At 73.8% G+C, this 15,967-nt stretch carries 13 protein-coding genes; 5 read left to right on the top strand and 8 right to left on the bottom strand.

The window, feature by feature from the left end:
* Window positions 1-91 precede the first annotated feature (91 nt).
* Complete coding sequence (locus GA0070621_RS06400; protein WP_091192319.1) at window positions 92-1,015, top strand: DUF3500 domain-containing protein; 924 nt, start codon at window positions 92-94, stop codon at window positions 1,013-1,015.
* 97 nt (window positions 1,016-1,112) lie between these two features.
* Here the strand turns inward: GA0070621_RS06400 and GA0070621_RS06395 are convergent, their stop codons facing one another.
* The 6 genes from GA0070621_RS06395 to GA0070621_RS06370 all read right to left on the bottom strand — a co-directional run bounded on the left by GA0070621_RS06395 (window position 1,113) and on the right by GA0070621_RS06370 (window position 8,005).
* Window positions 1,113-1,871 carry a class I SAM-dependent methyltransferase gene (locus tag GA0070621_RS06395; RefSeq protein ID WP_091192317.1) on the bottom strand — a complete coding sequence of 253 codons (759 nt, stop codon included), beginning with the start codon at window positions 1,869-1,871 and terminating at the stop codon, window positions 1,113-1,115.
* A gap of 51 nt (window positions 1,872-1,922) precedes the next feature.
* Window positions 1,923-2,426, bottom strand: coding sequence for a DUF2231 domain-containing protein (locus tag GA0070621_RS06390; RefSeq protein WP_091192316.1), 504 nt, complete (start codon window positions 2,424-2,426; stop codon window positions 1,923-1,925).
* A 76-nt stretch (window positions 2,427-2,502) separates the two neighbouring features.
* Entirely contained in the window at window positions 2,503-3,243 is a 741-nt protein-coding gene (locus GA0070621_RS06385) for a GAF and ANTAR domain-containing protein (protein WP_091192314.1), read from the bottom strand.
* 199 nt (window positions 3,244-3,442) lie between these two features.
* Entirely contained in the window at window positions 3,443-5,737 is a 2,295-nt protein-coding gene (secA2, locus tag GA0070621_RS06380) for an accessory Sec system translocase SecA2 (RefSeq protein WP_091192313.1), read from the bottom strand.
* Window positions 5,738-5,877: 140 nt separating this feature from the next.
* The gene (locus tag GA0070621_RS06375; protein WP_091192311.1) at window positions 5,878-6,966 is read right to left on the bottom strand and encodes a zinc-dependent alcohol dehydrogenase; all 1,089 of its coding nucleotides are present in this window, start codon (window positions 6,964-6,966) and stop codon (window positions 5,878-5,880) included.
* Window positions 6,959-8,005, bottom strand: a complete 1,047-nt coding sequence (locus tag GA0070621_RS06370; RefSeq protein ID WP_091192310.1) for a Gfo/Idh/MocA family protein — start codon at window positions 8,003-8,005, stop codon at window positions 6,959-6,961. The genes GA0070621_RS06375 and GA0070621_RS06370 overlap by 8 nt, the downstream gene beginning before the upstream one ends.
* Window positions 8,006-8,234: 229 nt before the next feature.
* Between GA0070621_RS06370 and GA0070621_RS06365 the strand changes: the two genes are divergently transcribed.
* The 4 genes from GA0070621_RS06365 (at window position 8,235) to ctaD (ending at window position 13,086) form a co-directional block, all read left to right on the top strand.
* Entirely contained in the window at window positions 8,235-9,215 is a 981-nt protein-coding gene (locus tag GA0070621_RS06365) for a glucosyl-3-phosphoglycerate synthase (RefSeq protein WP_231921024.1), read from the top strand.
* 22 nt (window positions 9,216-9,237) lie between these two features.
* Window positions 9,238-10,392 (top strand): glycosyltransferase, encoded by a 1,155-nt coding sequence (locus GA0070621_RS06360; RefSeq protein ID WP_091192307.1) that lies wholly within the window; start codon window positions 9,238-9,240, stop codon window positions 10,390-10,392.
* Window positions 10,393-10,486: 94 nt separating this feature from the next.
* Entirely contained in the window at window positions 10,487-10,951 is a 465-nt protein-coding gene (locus GA0070621_RS06355) for a DUF4383 domain-containing protein (protein WP_091192305.1), read from the top strand.
* Window positions 10,952-11,082: 131 nt separating this feature from the next.
* Window positions 11,083-13,086, top strand: a complete 2,004-nt coding sequence (gene ctaD / locus GA0070621_RS06350) for an aa3-type cytochrome oxidase subunit I (RefSeq protein ID WP_091192304.1) — start codon at window positions 11,083-11,085, stop codon at window positions 13,084-13,086.
* Window positions 13,087-13,154: 68 nt separating this feature from the next.
* On the opposite strand, the gene GA0070621_RS06345 is transcribed toward ctaD, so the two are convergent.
* Entirely contained in the window at window positions 13,155-14,288 is a 1,134-nt protein-coding gene (locus GA0070621_RS06345) for a SigB/SigF/SigG family RNA polymerase sigma factor (protein WP_091192302.1), read from the bottom strand.
* A gap of 233 nt (window positions 14,289-14,521) precedes the next feature.
* Window positions 14,522-15,925, bottom strand: coding sequence for a hypothetical protein (locus GA0070621_RS06340; protein WP_407940341.1), 1,404 nt, complete (start codon window positions 15,923-15,925; stop codon window positions 14,522-14,524).
* Window positions 15,926-15,967 lie beyond the last annotated feature (42 nt).

Here is a 15,967-nt window from a genome sequence, read left to right as displayed (position 1 = left end):
CCTTCCGCACCGGGTCGGCAAGCTACCAGGGTGCGCCCGGCGGGCCCGCTCGCGGTATACAGGGGCGGTGGAGGATCCCGTACCCGAACAGATGCGCGCGGCGGCCGGCGCGTTGCTGGCGGCGCTCGACGAGCCGGCCCGGCAGCAGTCCCGGCACGACTTCGACGACGACGCGGCCCGGCGATGGCTGGAGTACCGGCCCCGGCCCCGGCCCGGGGTGAGCCTCGCCGACCTGGACGTCACCGCCCGCAAGGCCGCCCACCGGCTGCTCGCCACCGCGCTCAGCCCGGCCGCGTACGCCCAGGCGATGGCGGTCGTCGCGCTGGAGGAGGTGCTCGACCGGGCGGAGGGCTGGCGGCGCGGCCGGCACAGCGGCGACTACTGGGTGGCCCTCTTCGGCGACCCGGCCCACGACGACCGGTGGGGGTGGCGGTACGAGGGCCACCACCTGTCGGTGAGCATGACCGTGGTCGACGATCAGGTCTCCCCCGCCCCGCTCTTCCTCGGCGCCAACCCGGCCACCGTCCGGCACGCCGGCCGGCCGGTCTCCCGGCCGCTCGGCCCCGAGGAGGACCTGGCCCGGGAGCTGCTCGACGTGCTCGGCCCGGCCGGGCGGGCCGCCGCGATCATCGCCGACGAGGCGCCGGCCGACATCATCAGCGCGACCCGGCCCACGGCCCCCGACCGGCTCGAACCGCTCGGCGTGCCCCGGGACCGGCTCACCCCGACCGGGCGAGCGCTGCTCGACCGGCTCGTCGCGCTCTACCTCGACCGGCTCCCGCCGGAGCTGGCCGCACGGGAGGCCAGCCGGCTGGCCGGCGGGGAGCTGCACTTCGCCTGGGCCGGCGCTCCCCAACCGGGGCAGCGGCACTACTACCGGATCCAGGGCGACGACCTGCTGATCGAGTACGACAACACCACCGACGACGGCAACCACGCGCACACCGTGCTGCGCCGCCCGGCCAGCGACTTCGGCACCGACATCCTCGCCGCCCACCACACCACCGCCCACTGACCCCACCCGCACCGGTCCGCCCTGTCGGGCAAGGAGTTCGAGATCGACTGCGACGCGAACTCCGTGCTCGACCGGGGCCACGCGGGCGGGCCCCGGGTCAGGGGTGGCGGGCTTCGATGAGGAAGCGGTGGGCGTGGGCGACGAAGGCGCCCTCGGCGCGGATGCGGTCGTGCAGGCGGCGCAGCTCGGCGTGGTAGCGCTCGACGGTGAAGCCGGGCACCGTCCAGATCACCTTGCGCAGGAAGTAGACCACCGCGCCGATGTCGTGGAACACCGCGCGCAGGGCGGCCGTACGCAGGTCCACGACCCGCAGCCCGGCGGCCTCGGCGGCGGCGACCGCCTGCTCGGGGTGGCGGTTGGCCGCCGGCGGGAGCGGCCCGAGGATCGCCTCGCTCAGCTCCCGCATCGTGCCGGGGCCGATCTGCTGGGACAGGTAGCTGCCGCCGGGGCGCAACACCCGGGCGATCTCGTCCCACCAGGTCTCCACCGGGTGCCGGCTGACCACCAGGTCGAACGACGCGTCCCGGAACGGCAGCGGCGGCCGCCCGGCCACCTGGACGACGGTGGCACCGACCCGGCGCAGCGTACGCCGGGCGACCGCGACGTTCGGCGGCCATGCCTCGGTGGCGACCAGCAGTGGCGGCGGGCTGGGCACCTCCGCCAGCACCTCTCCCCCGCCGGTGTCGACGTCCAACGCGGCGTCGACGGCGGCCATCCGGGCACCGACCAGGCGGGCGTACCCCCAGGGCGGGCGCTCCTCGGTGGCCCGGCCGGCGAACCAGGAGAAGTCCCAGCCTTCGACCGGCTCGGCGGCGCCCTCGGCGATCAACTCCTCGACGTCACGGTCCACGCTCATCCGCCGAGCCTCTCGGCCCGGACAGCGGACGGCAAGGCGTTTTCCGACCGGTCAGGCCGGCGGCCGGATGATCTCCACAGTGGAGACGGGAGAGTCGCCGAGCGTCTCCAGGCCGCTCGACTCGACGGCCCGGCCGCGGTCGTACTGGCGCACCAGCCGGGCACCGAGCCACACGCCTACCGACCCGGCCACCAACGCGACCAGTTCGGTGGCCAGCTCGCCGCCGCTCACGCCGCGCTGCGGTTCCTGCGCCCGGACCAGGCAGGTGAGCAGGAACAGCGCCGCCATCGCGGCGTTGACAAGGTGGCAGGCGACGGCCGTACGGCGGGTCCGGTCGGCCCGCACGTCCCACAGGTCGACCATCCCGGCGACGGCGGTGAGCGCGGCGGCGACCAGGGCGGCGACGGCCGTCCAGTAACCCACCTCGCCGAGGAACGCGGGGCCACCGGCGACGTCGGCCAGGTCGAAGACGGCCGCGCTGACGAAGAGTCCGAACGGAAACGTCACCAGCATCGGTTGGATGGGCTGCCCCTGCACCCGCAGTCGGCTCTCCATCGGTCCCTCCCCGGGTCGGCGCGGCTCACCAGTCCAGGGTGCTACCCGAGGGCCACCGGGGCGAAACGAGTGTCGCTCAGTTGTCCCTGGGCCGGGAGACGGTGCGGACCAGCCGCTCGGCCACCTCGCGCAGCGGTATGTCCAACGAGGAGGCGGCGGTGCGGAGCACGGCCAGTGCCTCCGGCGCCGGACAGCCGCGCTGGGTCATGATCACACCGACGGCCTGCCCGACGACCCCCTCCTCCAGCAGCGCCGAGTCGAGCTGGTCGGCCCGGGCGGCCTGCCGCTCCCGGTCCCGCACGGCGGCGAGGAGCAGCCCGGCGTGCTCGGCGAGCAGCATCGCGACGAGCTGGTGCCGGGTGGTGAGCGCGGTCGCGGACCCCGCGTACAGGTTGATCGCGCCGATCACCTGCTCGTCCACGTCGACCGGCGCGGAGATCGCCCCGCGTACGCCGAGGCCACGCGCCCGGCCGGTCCAGGCCGGCCAGCGCGCCTCCCGGTCGAGGTCGGGCGCGATGATCATCTCGCGGCGCCGGATCGCGGTCATCGCCGGCGTGTCCGGGCCGTGCCGGAGGTCGTCCAACTCGGCCCGGCCGGCGTCCGAGGCCGCCACCCCGGCGGGCTCGCCGGCCCGCAGGGCGGTGAAGCCGCAGCAGTCGATCCCGGGTACCGCGTCCCGGGCGACGCGGACCAGCCGGGCCAGCGCCTCGTCGAAGTCGGCGACCGCGATGAGGCCGGCGGTCAGCTCGCGCAGCAGCGCGGCGGTCTCCAGCACCCCGAGCGTGTCGAACATGGGCTCCCGCGTGTCCAGATTCACCGGGCGGCTCCCGCCACCCCCGCCCGCGCGAGGTTCCCGTCCGACGCCGTTGCCTGTGCCATCCGCTGTCTCTCTCCCTGACTCGAAAGCCCCGGCCGACCCGAAAGCCCCGGGCTACTACCCTCGCAGACCCGGTTCGAAACAGCACAAAGGGGTCCCTTCCGGCGCGGTACCTGCCGGACGGGACCCCTTTGTCGGGTCAGCGCGACCCGGAGATCAGCCGCCGGCCCACCGAGGCGATCAGGCGGTCCAGCTCCGAGCCGAACGGGTTGTCGTGCACCAGGTACGTCCAGGTGGCGCTCGGCCGCACCAGCTTCGCGGCGTCCGGCTCCCAGCCCTCGTCGAACTCAGTCTCCTCGAAGGTGGCGATGGTCCGCGCCTCGATCTCCGGGACGAGCGCGTTGAACGCCGGCACGGCGCTGCGGTGGAACTCGTCCAGCGGGTCGAGCCGGCCCAGCGCCCGCAGGTGCACGCCCTCGCGCACCTCGGACAGCTCGGCCAGGTGCTCGGCCCAGAGCCGGTCCAGGTGGTAGAGGGCGATCTTCCGGGCCACCTCGGCGAGCAGGTCCTCGTCCATCTCGCCGGCCTTCTCCGGGCACCGCTCCAGCAGCATCAGCGCGGCGATGTCGCTGGTCAGCAGCCGCTCCCGGCGCTCGGCGAGGGCCTTGCGCTGCTGCTCGATCACCACGCTGTACCGCCAGGTGTTGCGGTGGATCTCGTGGTTGACGCCCTCGGCGACCCGCTGGGCGTGCTCCACCGCGTAGTCCACCTGCGGGTCGGTGACCAGGCCGTCGGCGTTCATCCGGGGCGACGCCGGGACGGTGTCGCCGGCGTGCCGGACGACCAGGTCGTCCTCCAGGCTGACGAAGAACGCCGAGCCGCCCGGGTCGCCCTGCCGGCCGGCCCGGCCGCGGAGCTGGTCGTCGACCCGGCGGCTGTCGTGCCGGCCGCTGCCGATCACGTAGAGGCCGCCGAGGTCGGCCACCCGTTCCCGGTCGGACTGGTCGCTGCCGCCGAGGCGAATGTCGACACCCCGGCCGGCCATCTGGGTGGAGACGGTCACCGCGCCGTACGCGCCGGCCTCGGCGATGATCGCCGCCTCCTCGTCGTCGTTCTTGGCGTTGAGGACCACGCAGGACACCCCGGCGGCGTGCAGCCCGGCCGCCAGCCCCTCCGACTCCTTCACGTCGAGGGTGCCGACCAGCACCGGGCGACCCGCCTCGTGGCAGCGCCTGATCTCGTCGATCAGCGCCTCCTCCTTCTCGGCGCGGGTGGCGTAGATCCGGTCCGGCTCGTCCTCGCGGACGCACGGGGTGTTCGGCGGGATCACCGCCACCTCGAGGCCGAAGAACTCGCGGAGCTGGTCGCCGACGAGCACCGCGGTCGCGGTCATCCCGCAGATCTTCGGGTAGAGCGCGATGAACGCCTGCACCGCGACGGTGCCCAGCACCTCGCCCTCGGCGGTGGCGTCCAGGCCCTCCTTCGCCTCGACCGCCGCCTGCAGCCCGTCCGGCCAGCGGCGACGCTGGGCCACCCGGCCACGCATCTCGTCGATCAGCTCGACCGAGCCCTCCCGGACGATGTAGTCGACGTCCCGGTGCAGCAGGGCGTGCGCGTGCAGCGCCACGTTGACCGCGGAGAGCTGCCCGACGTGCTCCTCGTCGTACAGATCGATGTCGCCGAGCTTGGCCTCGACGGTGGCCAGGCCGTCCGAGGTGAAGGCGACGCTGCGGCCGTCCTCGGCGATCGTGTAGTGCTTGCCCTTGCGCAGGCCGCGGACCAGCGCCGCGGCCGCGTGCACCGGGTCCTGCTCGCCGGGGACCGCGCCGGCGAGCACCATCGGCACCCGGGCCTCGTCGATGAGGATCGAGTCGGCCTCGTCGACGATGGCCGTCTTCAGCGCCGGCTGGACCCGGTCGGCGAGGTCGGTGACGAGCTGGTCGCGGAGGAAGTCGAAGCCGGCCTCGCTGACCGAGACGTAGGTGACGTCGCAGGCGTACGCGGCGCGCCGCTCGTCGGGGGTGGATGCCTCGTTGACCCAGCCGACGGTGAGCCCGAGCAGGGTGTAGACCGGCCCCATCCACTCGGCGTCGCGGCGGGCCAGGTAGTCGTTGACGGTGAGCACGTGCACCGGGCCGTTGCCCATCCGCACGTGCCCGTACGCGGCGACGGTCGCGGTGAGCGTCTTACCCTCACCGGTGGCCATCTCGGCGACCTTGCCGGACAACAGCGCCATCGCGCCGAGCAACTGGACGTCGTACGGCCGCTGGTCGAGGCCGCGGCGGGCCGCCTCGCGGCCGATCGCGCAGATCTCCTCGTACCCCTCGGCCTGCCCGGCGGCCTCGGTCAGCTCGGCGTCGGTGAGCTTCTCCAGCTCCGCCTCGCGGGCCTCGACGGCCGGCAGCAGCTTCTCCAGCGGGGCCAGGTCGACCGTCGTCCCCGGGCGCTGGAGGAACCGCCGGAACCTGCTCTTCAACCGTTGCGACACACCCATGAGCGGCAACGGTACGCGAACCGGGGCCGATTGTGACCCCCGCCCGGGCGCAGCGTTGCCGGGTGCCCGAATCCGTGTCCGTTTCCCCAGCTCAGAGGCGGTCTGACCGATTGCCCCGGGGGACGGCGGGCCGGCCGGGGTCAGCCGGTGAGGACCACCTGGAGCTCCTGCCGGCGGCGCTGCGCCAGGTCGGTCAGCAGCGCCGGCGCCTCGTCCAGCGGCAGCACCGCCGAGACGAGGTGCTCGCGCATCAGGTCGCCGTACTGCCGCAGCAGCTCGATGGTCTCCGCGGAGAGCCGCTCCCGGTCCCAGTTGGGGGCGAGCCCGCGCGGCACCCGCCCGATCTGGGCGCAGCGCAGCGACAGCCCGTTGTGGTGGAACTCCTCGCCGAACCTGACCTCGTCCGCTCCGGACTGGTAGAACGCCAGGTCGATCACGGTGCCCTGGGGACGCAGCAGGCGCAGCGCGAGCCGCAGCGCCCAGGGCTGGCCCCGGCACTGGAAGACCACGTCGGCGCCCCGGTCGCCGGCGGCGTGGTGCCACCGGGTCTTCAGCACCACGGCCGGGTCGTCCGCCGCCGGGTCCAGGGTCTCCAGGCCGAGCGCCTCGGCCACCCCCCGCCGCGCCGGGGTGGGATCGAGCACCACCACCGAGGCCGCGCCGTGCCGCCGGGCGAACAGCGCGGTGAGCAGGGCGACCACCCCGCTGCCGACCACCGCCACCCGCCGGCCGCGCACGCCGTCGCCGAGCGAGCGTACGTCGGCGCCGCAGAGGTCGGCGGCGGCGTGCAGCAGCCCGTTGGCGCAGATCGGGCCCATGTGCGCGACGTGGACACCGAGCAGCGGATCGAGTCCGTCGGGGAGCGGCACGAAGCGCTCGGCGAGCGGGTCCGCCACGTGCCCGCTGCGGTGGCCGTACGTCATCGCGCCCAGCGTGCCCACCACGACGGCCGGGGTACGGCTCTCCACCACCCGGCCGACCTGCATGTAGCCGAGCCGGGTCACCGGGTACGGGGTGCTCGCCGCGCCGGGCTGGAACAGCCCGAGTTCGGCGTTCCAGGTGACGTTGAGGTAGGGATTGGTGCCCTTGACGTAACTCAGCTCCGTGCCGGCGGAGACGCCGCTGTACACGGTCGCCACCCGGAAGGTGCCCTCGCGCAACTCGGCCGCCTCCTGCTCGACCAGCTCGACCACGCCCGGCGCGGTGACCACCACCACCCGGTCACGCATCGATGGTCACTCCCGGCAGGGTCGCCTCGGCCGGCGCCGCGTCGGCGACCGGCGTGGTGAGCCGCGCGGCCGCCCCGGTGGGCAGCGCCACAGCCCGTCCGGTCCGCGCCGACTCGGCCACCGCGAGGGCGAGCCGCTGGGTGCGCAGCGCCTCGGCGTACGGGACCCGGACGTCGTCGCCGACGCCCCGGACCGCGTCGACGAAGGCCCGGTCGACGGCCACCCGGGCACCGTCCGGGTCGGTGGGCACCCGCCGCTCGCCGTCGGCGTCGCGGATCAGCAGACCGTCCTCGGCCAGCGACAGCGACAGCCCGTCGGCGAGGACCTCCACGCCGGCCCGGTGCTTCCAGGTGAGCACGCAGGCCGCGGCGAGGGTGCCGACCGCGCCGGAGGCGAAGCGCAGGGTGGCCGCGGTGACCGAGTCGATGTCGGCGTCCGCCACCGGCGGCGGGCTGCCGTCGCCGTACGCGGTCACCTCGGTCACCTCGCCGGCCAGCAGCCGGACCAGGTCCAGCACGTGCGCGGCCTGCTCGACGACCGGGCCGCCGGAGCGGTCGCACCGGGCCCACCAGGCCACCGGCGGCACCTTGTCCAGCCAGGCCCCGTTGACCATCCGCACCGGGCGGTCGGCCAGCAGCTCCCGGGCCTGCCGCACCGCGTGCAGGTAGCGCCAGTGGTGGCCGACCCCGGTCAGCAGTCCCCGCCGTTCGACCAGCGCGGCGATCCGCTCGGCGGTCTCCAGGTCCGCCGCCACCGGCTTCTCGACGAACATCGGCACGCCGGCCTCGATCACCAGCTCCTCCACCGGCCCGTGCGCGAACGGCGGCACGCAGACGTACACCACGTCCGGGCCGGCGGCGAGCAGATCCGCCACGTCGACGAAGGGCCGACCGCCGTACGCTTCGGCCAGCGCCCGGGCCGCGTCCGGGGCGACATCGGTCACCCCGAGCAGCTCCACGTCCTCGAAGCCGGTCAGCACCCGGGCGTGGCGTCGCGCCACCCCGCCGGCTCCCACCAGTCCCACCCGGCACGTCCGCATACTCTCGTCCCCTCGCCGCCGTCACCCGAAGGCTGTCGTCAGCTCTCCCCGGGTGGGCGCGCAATCAAACGTTCATCGACGGGGAACCCGCGGGCGCGCGGGCCCGCAGCAGGCTGTTAGGCATGATCCGGTTAGCGCGGGTTGGTTACGGGGAAAACCTCGCCCCGCGTTTCCACCACGACCTGGGGGTGTGCCCGTGCGGGATTCAGGAACGATCGTCTCACCGGTGGTGGAGGCATGGGCGACGTACCGCACCACGTCCGCGGCGGACTGGCCGGTACGGCGGCTGCTGCGGGCCAAGGGCGACAGCCGGGTCAGCGTGGTGCTGCCGGCGTGCAACGAGGAGGCCACCGTCGGGGCGATCGTGTCGACCATCCGGGAGCACCTGATGGACCGGGTGCCGCTGGTGGACGAGCTGCTCGTGGTGGACTCCCGCTCGACCGACCGGACGGCCCAGGTGGCGCGGGCCGCCGGCGCCGAGGTGGTCAGCCAGGACGTGATGACCCGGGGGCTGCCCCGGCTGACCGGCAAGGGCGACGCGCTCTGGGCCGGGCTGGCGGCGGCCGAAGGCGATGTCGTCGCCTTCGTCGACGCCGACCTGCGCGAGTTCCGGCCGCACTTCGTCACCGGGCTGCTCGGCCCGCTGCTGACCGACCCGTCGGTCGACTTCGTCAAGGGCTTCTATCACCGGCCGCTGGTGGGGGTGACCAGCGTGGAGCCCGACGGCGGCGGACGGGTGACCGAGCTGATGGCCCGCCCGCTGCTCAACCTCTTCTGGCCGGAGCTGGCCGGCTTCGTACAGCCCCTCGCCGGGGAGTACGCCGGCCGCCGCGACGTACTGGAGCAGGTGCCGTTCGTCTCCGGGTACGGGGTGGAGACGGCCATGCTCATCGACCTGCTGGAGCTGGTCGGGCTGGACGCCCTCGCCCAGGTGGACCTGGGTGAGCGCAAGCACCGCCACCAGGACACCGCCGCCCTGGGCCGGATGTCCGCCCAGATCCTGCTCACCACCTGGGCCCGGTTGCAGCGGCGGGGCTCGGCGAGCCCGGACGCCGTGCCGGCCGCCCTGCTGACCCAGTTCCGGCGCGGCGGCTCGAACGCGCTGCCCAACCTCGACCGGGAGATCGTGGTCAGCGACGTGTCGATCGAGGAGCGTCCGCCGCTGGCCCAGTTGCGGCACCGGTTGCCCCGGCGCCGGGTCGCGGTGTGACCGCCGCGGGAAGGAGCCGGCCATGAGTCTCACCGTGCTGATGAACGCGGGTCCCTGGTTGTCCGTACCACCGCCGGGCTACGGCGGGATCGAGAACGTGGTCGCCACCCTGGTACCGGAGCTGCGCCGACTCGGCGTACGGGTGGTGCTCGCCTCAGTGGAGAGCAGCGCGCTGCCGGTCGACGAGAAGATCTGGGTCTTCCCGGACGGGCAGTTCCACGCTCTCCAGCGGCCGTACAACCAGGTCTGCGGGGTGTCCCAGGCGCACCTCAACGGGGTGGTGCGGGCGCTGCACACCCGCGACGACATCGACCTGGTGCACGACCACGTGGAGGCGGTCGGGCTGGCCACCATGGCCGCGATGGGATCGGACGCCCCGCCGGTGCTGCACACCCTGCACTGGGACCTGGCCAAGCACCCGGAGCTGTACGGCAACCTCGACGGCGGTGACCGGGTACGCGTCAACGGCGTCTCCGCCGCGCAGCTCGCCCGGGCGCCCCGCGCGCTGCGGGAGCACTCGGTCGGGCACGTGCACCTCTCCACGCCGCTCGCGGTCGACGCCGACCGCCGGCCCACGGTGGAGAAGGGCGACCACACGGTCATCCTGGGCCGGATCAACCCGGGCAAGGGGCAGGACCTGGGGGCCCGGCTGGCCCGGCAGGTCGGGTTTTCGCTGGTGCTCGCCGGCCCGGTCGGGCCGTACCACCGGCCGGCGGACCTGGCCGCGGCGGGCGACGAGGCCCGGCAGAACCCGGACGTGCGGTTCTTCCACGACCATGTCGCCCCGTTCGTCGACGGCGACCGGATCCGCTGGGTCGGCACGGTCGCCGGCCGGGAGCGGGACGACCTGCTGGCCGGTGCCCGCGCCGCCCTCTTCCCGCTGCGCTGGGAGGAGCCGGGCGGCACGGCGGTGGTCGAGGCGCTCTCCCTCGGCACCCCGGTCGTGGCCGTCGCCCGCGGCTGCCTGCCGGAGCTGGTCGAGCCCGGCCGGACCGGCCTGCTCACCACCGACGAGGAGGAGCTGGGCGACCTGGTGCTGGCCGCCGGCCTGCTCGACCCGGACGAGTGCCGGCGGGAGGCCGCCGCCCGGTTCACCCCGGCCTCGATGGCCGAGCGGTACGTGAGCCTGTACGAGCGGGTCCGCCAGCTCACCGCGCGACCGTTGCTGCCGGCCTGAGCCGTCGATGCCGGCGCGGCCGGCGGCGCCGTTTGCCGCCGGTGCCGGCGGGTAAGCCGCCCGGTCCTCTGGGTCAGCCGCTGAGGAGGCCGGCATGACGAACGCGATGGCGCACTCGCGCGGGCGGCGCAATCCGGCCGACGGCCGGGCCCCGGCCCGTCGGGCATCCGCCTCCGTCGGCGTGCTCTTCCTGATCGTCGGGGTGCTCGGCTTCATCCCGGGGATCACCAGCAACTTCCACGAGCTGTACTGGGCCGGGCACGAGTCGGGCGCGAAGCTCTTCGGCGCGTTCCAGGTCTCCGTGCTGCACAACCTCGTGCACCTCGCCTTCGGCGTCGCCGGCCTGGCGATGTCCCGCACGGTCCCCGGGGCCCGGATCTTCCTGGTCGGCGGCGGGGCGATCTACGTCGTGCTCTGGCTCTACGGTCTGGTGATCAACCGCGGCAGCGCGGCGAACTTCATCCCGGTCAACCTCGCCGACAACTGGCTGCACTTCGGGCTCGGCCTCGGGATGATCACGCTCGGGCTGCTCACCGTCCGTGATCCGCTCCCCCGCTGACCGACGCCGGAGAAGTCGTCTTGGCAATACTACCGGCGAACTGACCGAAATCACCGCTCTCGCCTGGTTTCATGGGCAGAGGGCCGGGTAGGTGTGCCCGTCCCTTTCTGTCGGACGACGGGGTGAGAGCTATGCCCAATCGGGTAGTCACGGAGCCGGCGCGAGACCGGGGTCCGGCGATCCTCGCGCCGGCCCACTTCGGCGGCTATCCCGGCCCGGTCCGGGAGTCGACCAAGGGCAGCCAACTGATCAAGCTCCTCGGTACGACCGACGCCAAGCAGATCGGCCTGCTCTACCTCGTCACCTCGTTCGGGTTCTTCCTGATCGGCGGGGTGCTCGCGCTGCTGCTCCGGGGCGAGCTGGCCGAGCCGGGGATGCAGTTCCTCTCCCCCGAGCAGTACAACCAGGCGTTCACCATGCACGGCACGATCATGCTGCTGCTCTTCGCCACCCCGCTGGTGTTCGCCTTCGGCAACTACATCGTCCCGCTCCAGATCGGCGCGCCGGACGTCTCGTTCCCGCGGCTGAACGCGTTCGCGTACTGGCTGTACCTCTTCGGCGGGTCACTGGCGGTGGGAGGTTTCTTCACCCCGGGCGGGGCCGCCGACTTCGGCTGGTTCGCGTACACCCCGCTGAGCAACTACCAGCACAGCCCGGGAGTGGGCGGGAACATGTGGATCATGGGCCTGGTCATCTCGGGCCTCGGCACGATCCTCGGCGCGGTCAACATGATCACCACGGTCCTGACCCTGCGCGCCCCCGGCATGACCATGTTCCGGATGCCGATCTTCACCTGGAACCTGCTGCTCACCAGCGTCCTGGTGATCCTGGTCTTCCCGTTGCTGGCCGCCGCGCTGCTCGCCCTCGGCGCGGACCGGCTCCTGCACGCGCACGTCTTCGATCCGACCACCGGCGGGCCGATGCTGTGGCAGCACCTGTTCTGGTTCTTCGGGCACCCCGAGGTCTACATCGTGGCGTTGCCGTTCTTCGGCATCATCACCGAGATCATCCCGGTCTTCTCCCGCAAGCCGATCTTCGGCTACACCGGTCTGGTGCTCGCCACGATCTCGATCACGGTGCTGTCGATGAGCGTGTGGGCGCACCACATGTTCGGCACCGGCCAGGTCCTGCTGCCGTTCTTCAGCATCCTGAGCTACCTGATCGCGGTGCCCACCGGGGTCAAGTTCTTCAACTGGATCGGCACGATGTGGAAGGGACAGATCACCTTCGAGACGCCGATGCTCTTCTCCGTCGGCTTCCTGGTCACCTTCCTGCTCGGCGGGCTGACCGGGGTGATGCTGGCCAGCCCGCCGGCCGACTTCCACCTGACCGACACGTACTTCGTGGTGGCGCACTTCCACTACGTGCTCTTCGGCACGATCGTGTTCGCCGCCTTCGCCGGGGTCTACTTCTGGTTCCCGAAGATGACCGGGCGGCTGCTCGACGAACGGCTGGGAAAGATCCACTTCTGGACCATGTTCGTGGGCTTCCACGTGACCTTCCTGGTCCAGCACTGGCTGGGTGCCGAGGGCATGCCCCGCCGCTACGCCGACTACCTGCCCAGCGACGGATTCACCACGTTGAACGCGGTCTCCACGATCGGCTCGTTCATCCTCGGCGTCTCCACGCTGTTCTTCATGTACAACGTCTGGAAGTCGTGGCGGTACGGGGCGCGGGTGACCGTGGACGACCCCTGGGGCTTCGGCAACTCGCTGGAGTGGGCGACCACCTGCCCGCCCCCGCTGCGCAACTTCGACCGGATGCCGCGGATCCGCTCCGAGCGGCCGGCGTTCGACGCCAAGTACGGCCCCCTCGTCGCCGACCTCGGCCGCGATCTGCCGCAGCGCACCACCAAGCCGCCGCAGCACTTCGCCGAGGAGCTGCACCACGTGCCACGGGCCCCGGAGTCACCGGCCGCCGAGGGCGCGCACGGCGCCCGCGAGGCCGTCGAGTACCAGCCCGCACCGCTCTCCGGCGCCCGGCCGGTCGACGTGCCGGAGCCGGAGGAGATCATCCGGCCCAGCTTCGAGGAGACCGACGAGCCCGAGGAGACCATCCTGGGCGCGCAGCGGGAACCGGAACACGACGACCGGTGGCGGCACCCGCGCGGCCCCGGCGACACCACGGAGAGCTGATCGGGACACCGGCGGACGGGCCGGCGCCGTGAGGCGCCGGCCCGTCCACCACCTCCCGTACGGTTCGGTCAGTCGGCCGGCGGCAGGCCGGCGGCGGCGAGCGATCGGCGGACCGCCGGCTGCACCCGGGTCAGCCGCAGCGGCACCCCGGTACGGGCGGCGGCGTCCCGGCCGGCCATCAGCGCGGCGATCCCACCGGCGTCGAAGCCGCCCGCCCCGACCAGGTCGACGACCACCTCGCGGGGTTGCCCGGTCACCGCCTCCAGCATCGCCCGGCGGAGCTGGTCCGCGCCGTCCCGGTCGACCTCTCCGCCGACCTCGACGACCACCCGGTCGCCGTTCTGCCGGACCGAGATCCTCGTCTTCACCGGCTCGGCCTCGGCCGCGCCGTTCTGCCAGGGCGGCGGGGCGTCGGCGAGCATCGCCTGCCGCAGCCAGGTCAACGCCCGCGACAGCAGCCGGGAGACGTGCATCTGGGAGATGCCGAACCGGGCCGCGATCTCCGCCTGGGTCTGGTTGCCGTAGAAGCGCATGGCCAGGATCCGCCGCTCCCGCCAGGGCAGCCGGTGCAGCAGGCCGCTGACGGTGACCCGGTCGTCGACCGACTCCAGCGCGTTGTCCGACTCGCCGACCAGGTCACCGAACTCGGCGGAGCTCTCCCCACCGACCGGCGCGTTGAGCGAGGCCGGGCTGTAACCGGCGGCCGACTCCAGCGCGGCGAGGATCTCCTCCTCCGGCGTCTCCAGCCGTTGGGCCAGCTCGGCGACCGACGGCGCGCGGGACAACTCGCTGGTCAGCGCCGCGGTCGCCTGCCCCACCTCCAGGATCAGGTCGCGCAGCCGGCGTGGCACGTGCACGCCCCAGGTGCGGTCCCGGAAGTGCCGTTTGATCTCCCCGACGATGGTGATCGCCGCGTACGCGGTGAACGAACCCCGTTCCGGGTCGTACCGGTCGACGGCGTTGACCAGGCCGAGGCGGGCCACCTGCTCCAGGTCCTCCAGCGGCTCCCCGCGACCCCGGTAGCGACGGGCGAGCCGGCCGGCGAAGGGCAGCGCGAAGCGGACCAGATCGTCCCGGGCCTCCTGTCGCCGCTCGGGCGGCAGTCCCTCGATCCGTGCCGCGTACGCCAGGGCCGCCGCGTCGAGGTCCTCCAGACCCCGTTCGGTGGGTGGTGGTGTGGGTGTGGTGGTCTGTCCGAACATCCGCGCCTCCCTCAGGAAGGTCCCCCGCCCGGATCGGGAAGACCGGTCGTGCGCGTGGTCGGGCCACGCACCGGGCCGGAAGTGGGTTACGTGACGGAACGCCAGGAGCGGCGGCAGCCCGCCGCACGGCGTCGTGGGCCGTCTTCGCAGCGAGCGGTGTTCCCGCTCCGTAGGTACTCAATCACGGACCGCAGGATCGCGAGGATGTTTCGCCGGGGTTGGTGTCGGCGCGGTCAGGAGACCAGCAGCCCCTGGTGGGCGCCCGCGTCCCGGAGCGCCGCGAGGGCGTCGGCCATCCGCAGCGCCGGCGGGACCGGCAGGTCGTACGGTTGGTTGCGGAGCACCTCCGTGGCCCGCCGGGTGGGCACCGAGGCGACCGGGTAGCCGCGCGCCACCCCCCGGTCCAGCGCTCGGCGGCGCAGCCCGAAGCCGGCCACGGCGAGCCACTGCGGCAGGCCGGCCAGCGCGGGCGACCGGACGCCCGGCGGCTCCGGCAGCACGTCCACCGAGCTGAACGGCTCGCTGCCGGCGAGCCACCACTCCACCCCCTCCACCCGACGTCGGGTCGCGTTCTCGCACCAGTACGGCACCATCCCGGCCCGGATCACCTGCCACGGGTCCAGCAGCCGACCGCACTCGACCACGAGACGGTCGCCGGTCTTGCCCGCCCGGCGCAGCCAGCGCCGGTACAGGTCGGCGGTGGCGGCGCTCAACGCGTCGGGCTGCGGGACGAGCACCCGGTGCAACGGATGTCCGTGCCGGCCGGTCCAGTACCGGGCGCTGTGTTCGAAACCGGGCTCCACCCCGTTCTCGGCGTACGCGGCCGGGCAGGAGACGTCCGGCGCTTCCCAGCACGCCCCGTCGCCGCCGGCCGCGCGGAGCACCTGGCGCAGCGCGGGCGCGTCGGGGTGGAAGTCGACCGGATCGAGACCGCTGACCGGGGAGCCGAGCTGGAAGCTGTGCCCCCGCCCCTCGTCCAGCACCGGCCAGGTACGGGCGTCGTGCAGCAGCAGGACGGGCGCGCCGGGGGCCAGGTTCTCGGCCAGGAACCGGGCGTACGCCCCGGGCAGGGCGCGCCACCGCACCGCGAGGGCGACCGTGGCGCCGGCCGAGGCGCCCCGGCTGGCCGGGCAGTGCACCTGCCGGACGTGCACGGCACCGTTGCCGGCGAGCAGCCGGCCGGCGAGGGCGGCGCCGTGGTCGAGCGCGGCCCGGGGCCGGTCGACCGCGCCACGGGTCCAGTGCACCGTCATCTCGAACCCGGCGGGCAGCCAGGGCACGCCCAGCGCCACCGCCAGGTGGGCCGCCGCGCCGTGCGGCGAGCCGACCAGCACGCCGGGCCAGCGGTGGGACGGGTACTGGTCGACGATCCAGGTCGCCACCCGCTCGGCGTCCACCTCGGCGACCTGCTCCGGGGCCAGCGCGAGCCGGCCGGCGGCCCGGGCCGCGGCGGCCCGCCGCACCGGCTCGGGTGCGCCGGTGAACCGGGAGAGCGGGGTGGCGTGGCCGAGGTCGGCGCAGTCGTCGCCGCGCAGCGCCCGCACCGTCGCCGCCACCAGGACCCGGGCCGCGCTGCCCGCCGCCACCACCCGGTCGCCGGCCAGGCTCGCGCCGTCGCCCACCTGCCCCACGGACACCTTCCGCACCGGCCCCACCTTGCCTCGTTCGCTCACCACGCG

The organism is Micromonospora narathiwatensis (genome assembly GCF_900089605.1).
In the GTDB taxonomy this organism is placed as follows: Bacteria; Actinomycetota; Actinomycetes; order Mycobacteriales; family Micromonosporaceae; genus Micromonospora; species Micromonospora narathiwatensis.
Note: the sequence above shows the minus strand (reverse complement) of the source record. Positions and strands in the feature narration are given on the sequence as shown.

Bases quoted from the DNA above. Each gene is read 5' to 3' on its own strand.
- GA0070621_RS06400 (WP_091192319.1), top strand. From the start codon at position 92: ATGCGCGCGGCGGCCGGCGCGTTGCTGGCGGCGCTCGACGAGCCGGCC.
- GA0070621_RS06395 (WP_091192317.1), bottom strand. From the start codon at position 1,871: ATGAGCGTGGACCGTGACGTCGAGGAGTTGATCGCCGAGGGCGCCGCC.
- GA0070621_RS06390 (WP_091192316.1), bottom strand. From the start codon at position 2,426: ATGGAGAGCCGACTGCGGGTGCAGGGGCAGCCCATCCAACCGATGCTG.
- secA2 (WP_091192313.1), bottom strand. From the start codon at position 5,737: ATGGGTGTGTCGCAACGGTTGAAGAGCAGGTTCCGGCGGTTCCTCCAG.
- GA0070621_RS06375 (WP_091192311.1), bottom strand. From the start codon at position 6,966: ATGCGTGACCGGGTGGTGGTGGTCACCGCGCCGGGCGTGGTCGAGCTG.
- GA0070621_RS06370 (WP_091192310.1), bottom strand. From the start codon at position 8,005: ATGCGGACGTGCCGGGTGGGACTGGTGGGAGCCGGCGGGGTGGCGCGA.
- GA0070621_RS06360 (WP_091192307.1), top strand. From the start codon at position 9,238: ATGAGTCTCACCGTGCTGATGAACGCGGGTCCCTGGTTGTCCGTACCA.
- GA0070621_RS06355 (WP_091192305.1), top strand. From the start codon at position 10,487: ATGACGAACGCGATGGCGCACTCGCGCGGGCGGCGCAATCCGGCCGAC.
- ctaD (WP_091192304.1), top strand. From the start codon at position 11,083: ATGCCCAATCGGGTAGTCACGGAGCCGGCGCGAGACCGGGGTCCGGCG.
- GA0070621_RS06345 (WP_091192302.1), bottom strand. From the start codon at position 14,288: ATGTTCGGACAGACCACCACACCCACACCACCACCCACCGAACGGGGT.